Below are 3,511 nucleotides of genomic sequence, written 5' to 3'. Positions count from 1 at the left end.
TCACGCGAAATAGTCCTGCAACGCTCGGACTTCGAGATCGCCGGCGAGATAGGCCTTGATGCCCTCCGCCGCGGCGATCGCTCCGGAAAGTGTGGTGTAATAGGGCGTTTTTTGCAAGAGGGCGGCGCGGCGGAGCGGCTTCGAATCGGCGAGCGAAGTCGCCCCCTCGGTGGTGTTGAACATCAGCTGGACGCCGCCGTTGCGCACCGCGTCGGCGGCGTGCGGACGCCCTTCCGAGACCTTGTTGACCTTGGTCGCCGGCACGCCGTGCTGCTCGAGGAAGCGCTGGGTGCCGCCGGTGGCGATGACCTTGAAGCCGAGCGCGCACAACAGCTTCAGCGGCGCGACGACCTTCGGCTTGTCGACCTCGCGCAACGAAACGAACACCGTGCCCGCGCGCGGCAGGATGGAGCCGGCGCCGAGCTGACTCTTGGCGAAGGCGATGGCGAAATTGCGGTCGATGCCCATCACTTCGCCGGTCGAGCGCATTTCCGGGCCGAGCACGGTGTCGACGCCGGGGAAGCGCGCGAACGGGAACACCGCCTCCTTGACGCCGACATGGCCGAGCCCGCCGGTGGCGAAGGCGAACCGGGCGAGCGGCTCGCCCGCCATCACCCGGCTGGCGATCTTGGCGATCGGCCGGCCGATCACCTTGGCGACGAACGGCACCGTGCGCGAGGCGCGCGGATTGACTTCGAGCACGTAGATCTCGCCGTCCTTCAGCGCGTATTGCACGTTCATCAGGCCGCCGACCTCGAGCGCCAGCGCCAGTCGGCGCGTTTCGTCCTCGAGCTTGGCGATCGTCTCGGGCGAGAGCGAGCGCGGCGGCAGCGAGCAGGCGCTGTCGCCGGAATGGATGCCGGCCTCCTCGATGTGCTCCATGATCCCGGCGACGACGACGTCCTTGCCGTCGCAGAGCGCGTCGACGTCGATCTCGATCGCGTCGGAGAGATAGCGGTCGAACAGCAGCGGGTTCTTGCCCAGCACCGTGTTGATCTGGCCGGTCTTGTCGTTGGGATAGCGCGCCTTGACGTCGGCCGGCACCAGGCTCGGCAGCACGCCGAGCAGATAGTCGTCGAACTCGCTCTGGTCGCGGATGATCGCCATCGCCCGGCCGCCGAGCACGTAGGACGGGCGCACCACCAGCGGCAGGCCGAGGTCGCCGGCGACCAGCCGCGCCTGCTCGACCGAATAGGCGATGCCGTTCTTCGGCTGCTTCAAGGCCAGTTTGTCGAGCAGCCGCTTGAAGCGGTCGCGGTCCTCGGCGAGGTCGATCGAATCGACCGAAGTGCCGAGGATCGGCGCGCCCGATTGCGCGATGCCGTGCGCGAGCTTGAGCGGCGTCTGGCCGCCAAACTGGACGATGACGCCCTTCAGCGTCCCCGCCTCGCGCTCCTTGGCGAGGATGGCGAGCACGTCCTCGGCGGTCAGCGGCTCGAAATAGAGGCGATCCGAAGTGTCGTAGTCGGTCGACACCGTCTCCGGATTGCAATTGATCATGATCGTCTCGAAGCCCGCATCGCGCAGCGCGAACGAAGCGTGGCAGCAGCAATAGTCGAACTCGATGCCCTGGCCGATGCGGTTGGGTCCGCCGCCGAGAATGACGATCTTGTCGCGCCCGCTCGGCCGCGCTTCGCATGCGGCGACGCCGGCGAACGGCGCCTCGTAGGTCGAGTACATGTAGGCGGTCGGCGAGGCGAACTCGGCCGCGCAGGTGTCGATGCGCTTGTAGACCGGCGCGACGCCGAGCGCCGCGCGCGCCTTGGCGACGTCGGCCTCGTCGAGCCCGGCGAGCGCGGCCAGGCGCGCGTCGGAAAAGCCGGCCGCCTTGAGGCGTCTGAGATTGTCGGCGTCTTCCGGCAGGCCGAAGCGGCGCACCTCGTCCTCGAGGCGGATGATCTCCGCCACCCGCTCGAGGAACCACGAGTCGATGCGCGTCACCTCGTAGATCTCGGCGACGGTCATGCCGAGCCGCATCGCCTGGGCGACCTTCAGCAGCCGATCGGGCGTCGGCGTGCCGATCGCCGCGCGCAGGGCGTTGTGGTCGTCGCCCTTGCCGAGGCCTTCGATCTCGACTTCGTCGAGACCGGTGAGGCCCGTCTCCAGCGAGCGCAGCGCCTTCTGCAGCGATTCGGCGAAGGTGCGGCCGATCGCCATCGCTTCGCCGACCGACTTCATCGCCGTCGTCAGCACCGGCTCGGCGCCGGGGAACTTCTCGAAGGCGAAGCGCGGGATCTTGGTGACGATGTAGTCGATCGTCGGCTCGAACGAAGCGGGCGTCGCGCCGCCGGTGATGTCGTTGGCGATCTCGTCGAGCAGGTAGCCGACCGCCAGTTTGGCGGCGACCTTGGCGATCGGAAAACCGGTCGCCTTCGACGCCAGGGCCGAGGAGCGCGACACGCGCGGGTTCATTTCGATCACGATCATGCGGCCGTCGGCCGGATTGATCGCGAACTGGACGTTGGAGCCGCCGGTCTCGACCCCGATCTCGCGCAACACCGCGATCGAGGCGTCGCGCATCACCTGGTATTCCTTGTCGGTCAACGTCAGCGCCGGCGCGATGGTGATCGAATCGCCGGTATGCACGCCCATCGGATCGACGTTCTCGATCGAGCAGACGATGATGCAATTGTCCGCCTTGTCGCGGACGACCTCCATCTCGAATTCCTTCCAGCCGAGCACGCTCTCTTCGATCAGCACCTCGTTTGTCGGCGAAGCGTCGACGCCGCGTTCGACGATCTCGATGAACTCATGCTTGTTGTAGGCGATGCCGCCGCCGGTGCCGCCTAAGGTGAAGCTTGGACGGATGATCGCCGGCAGGCCGATGTCGTCGAGCGCTGAGAGCGCCTGCGGCAGCGTCTTGATGTGATGCGAGCGCGGCGTGGAAAGGCCGATGCGGGTCATCGCCTCGCGGAAAAGCTGGCGATCCTCGGCCTTGTCGATCGCCTTGGCGGTCGCGCCGATCATCTCGACGTCGTAGCGCTCGAGCACGCCCATCTTCCTCAGCGACAGCGCGCAATTGAGCGCCGTCTGGCCGCCCATGGTCGGCAGCAGCGCGAAGCCGCCGGGGATGGCGTAGCGCTCCTTGGCGATGATCTTGGCGACGATCTCCGGCGTGATCGGCTCGATATAGGTCGCATCCGCCAGATCCGGATCGGTCATGATGGTGGCCGGATTGGAATTGACCAGCACCACGCGATAGCCCTCGGCTTTGAGCGCCTTGCAGGCTTGGGTGCCCGAATAGTCGAATTCACAAGCCTGGCCGATGACGATCGGGCCGGCGCCGATGATCAGGATCGAGGAGATGTCGGTCCGCTTGGGCATCGCTTCCGTATATAGGGACACAAAAAAAGGGCGCGCTACCTGCGCGTCCCTTGGGCTGGCGCCGGGGCTCGACCCCGCGCGGAGGGGTCTTAGACCAGATTCGAGGGGGTGGGAAGTGACGCCGGTTTTGCGCCGCTAGATCGGTGGATACGTTCGGCGAATGGCCGGAAGGTCCTCGGATTGACAT

Annotated in this window: 1 protein-coding gene; it reads right to left on the bottom strand. The window is 66.7% G+C overall.

Going from position 1 to position 3,511, the window contains the following annotated elements; all coding sequences use genetic code 11:
• On the bottom strand, nucleotides 1-3,324 hold the full coding sequence (gene carB, locus ABSF49_RS21110) for a carbamoyl-phosphate synthase large subunit (protein WP_424114599.1): 3,324 nt from the start codon (nucleotides 3,322-3,324) through the stop codon (nucleotides 1-3).
• Nucleotides 3,325-3,511: the final 187 nt, after the last annotated feature.

The sequence above is a fragment of the Roseiarcus sp. genome (assembly GCF_049514155.1).
In the GTDB taxonomy this organism is placed as follows: Bacteria; Pseudomonadota; Alphaproteobacteria; order Rhizobiales; family Beijerinckiaceae; genus Roseiarcus.
Note: the sequence above shows the minus strand (reverse complement) of the source record. Positions and strands in the feature narration are given on the sequence as shown.

What these genes read in the sequence shown, in the direction of transcription:
- carB (WP_424114599.1), bottom strand. Translation starts at nt 3,324, where the DNA reads ATGCCCAAGCGGACCGACATCTCCTCGATCCTGATCATCGGCGCCGGC.